We start from the raw sequence: 2118 nt of genomic DNA on the forward strand, positions 1-2118 counted from the left end.
AAAAGTAGGCTAAAATGAAGAAAATTTTGCTCGTTAGCGACGACGTGGAGATGCAGCTAAGTCTCAACGCCGCGCTTTACCGCTTTAACATCCGCATAGTTCGCTTTGAAAATTTAAGCGAGTTAAAAGAGGATTATTATAGCGGCAACCGCTACATCTTTTACGTCATCGACGTAAAGACGAAGGATCTGGCAAATTTTGAGTCGGTCAAATTTCTGCGAGATAACGGGAGTCTAACTCCCGTTATGATCCTTATAGATAAGGCCATCCCCGCGCTTTACAAGAAAATTTACTACGCCAAATACGACGACTTTATGGTAAAGCCTTTTTTGCCCGAGGAGTTTTTGTTTCGCGTGTTTAGAAACTGCCGAATTTTACTTGGGAGCAAATTTGAGCTAAAAAACGGCGCTATATACGACAAAAACAGCCTCACTCTGCACATAAACGGCACAAGTATAATGCTGGGCAAAAAAGAGGGATTGTTTTTAGAAATTTTGGCCAAAAACGCCCCGCACGTAGTCACGATCCAAGAGCTTGAGTGGAGTATCTATAAAGACGAAGAGGTCTCGTCCGATCGCCTGCGCTCGCTCGTGCGCCAGCTGCGCGCGAAGCTACCGTTTGAGCTAATAAAAACCGTGCGCAGTATCGGGTATAGTTTGGAGGAGTAGCTAGAGCTTAGGCAGGATCACCTCTTTTTGCGCGAGCCTTTCAAAGGTGCAGACGTCGCCGTAAATTTTAGCCAGCAGCTCGTCGTTTAAAACCTGTGAGACGCTGCCTTTTGAGACGATCCGCCCGTCGCGGAAAACTATCACTTCGTCGCAAAACCAAAGGATGTGGTTTGGCTCGTGCGTGCAGATGACGATCGTCTTGCCGCCCGCAGCGATCTTTTTTAAAATTTTCCAAAGCGTGATCTGGTTTTTAAAATCAAGCGCGGACGTCGGCTCATCAAGCAAGATGAGCGGCGTATTCTGCGCGAGCGCCCTAGCGATAAAAACGAGCTGCCGCTGCCCGCCGCTAAGCTCGTTCATCTTTTTATCCGCTAGATGCGAGATGCCGATGAACTCCATCGCCTCGCTTACCGCCCTTTTGTCGTCTTTACTAAAGCCAAATAGGCTCTTTACGTGCGTGGAGCGCCCCATCAGAACGATGTCTCTTACGAAAAACGGAAAATGCAGCTCGGTGTGCTGCGCGACGTAGGCGATGTTTTTAGCCATCCATGCGGGGCTTTTGTGCTTCGTATTTTGCGAACCCACATAAATTTCGCCGCCTTTGATACTTAGAAATTTCATACAGCAGTTAAAAAACGTGCTCTTGCCGCTGCCGTTTGTGCCCAAAAGTCCGCATATGCTGCCTCTTTTGATCTCGATGCTTACGTCTTCGAGCCCAAATTCGCCGTAGCTAAAGGATAAATTTTTCGTTTGCAGTATCATTTTAGCAGCTCCTTTGCCTTGCTTCTTAAAAGCGCGATGAGAAAGGGTGCGCCCACCAAAGAGGTTATGATGCCTACGGGAATCTCAGCCATCGCTACCGTGCGCGCGAGCGTATCGACTCGTTCAAGCGCAGAGGCGATCTTGGCCATTGTGCCGCGTATATCTTTTATACTAAACTCTTCGCCTAGTTGTAAAAACATAAAATTTAAAATAAGCCGTTTTGGGTATAATTTTCAAAAATTTTGGAGCGATAAAATGGACAGAAAAGAGCTTCTGGGCGGCGTAAAACGCATCGTTGTAAAGGTCGGCACCTCAACGCTAGCAAACGCGGACGGCTCGCTAAATGAGGATAAAATCAAACAAATCGTGGCAAATTTAAGCGAGCTAAACGAAAATGCCGAAGTGGTCTTCGTAACCTCGGGCGCCGTGGGTGCGGGCATGGGACAGATGAAGCTCGCGCACAAGCCAAAATCCATCGTTGAAAAGCAAGCTCTGGCCGCCATCGGGCAGGTTTCGCTCATACATCTTTATCAAATTTTATTTTGGGCGCATGGCAAAAAGGTCGCGCAACTACTGCTAACCAAAGATGATTTTAGCGACCGTCGCCGCTACCTAAATATGCGCAGCGTCCTACGCTCACTGCTCGCTAAAAAAATCATCCCCGTCATCAACGAAAACGACCCCGTCG

3 protein-coding genes and 1 pseudogene are annotated in these 2118 nt (G+C 47.7%); 2 read left to right on the plus strand and 2 right to left on the minus strand.

Annotated features, from left to right (window positions below):
- Positions 1-14 precede the first annotated feature (14 nt).
- Positions 15-668, plus strand: coding sequence for a winged helix-turn-helix domain-containing protein (locus Q0546_RS05280; RefSeq protein WP_298791183.1), 654 nt, complete (start codon positions 15-17; stop codon positions 666-668).
- Here the strand turns inward: Q0546_RS05280 and Q0546_RS05285 are convergent, their stop codons facing one another.
- Complete coding sequence (locus Q0546_RS05285) at positions 669-1430, minus strand: ABC transporter ATP-binding protein (RefSeq protein ID WP_298791185.1); 762 nt, start codon at positions 1428-1430, stop codon at positions 669-671.
- Complete coding sequence (locus Q0546_RS05290; RefSeq protein ID WP_298056008.1) at positions 1427-1630, minus strand: iron chelate uptake ABC transporter family permease subunit; 204 nt, start codon at positions 1628-1630, stop codon at positions 1427-1429. The genes Q0546_RS05285 and Q0546_RS05290 overlap by 4 nt, the downstream gene beginning before the upstream one ends.
- A 55-nt stretch (positions 1631-1685) precedes the next feature.
- Here Q0546_RS05290 and Q0546_RS05295 point away from each other — a divergent pair.
- Positions 1686-2118: pseudogene (locus Q0546_RS05295) on the plus strand (glutamate 5-kinase); the annotation flags it as partial.

Origin of the sequence: uncultured Campylobacter sp. (assembly GCF_937997465.1) — a bacterium.
GTDB lineage: Bacteria > Campylobacterota > Campylobacteria > Campylobacterales > Campylobacteraceae > Campylobacter_A.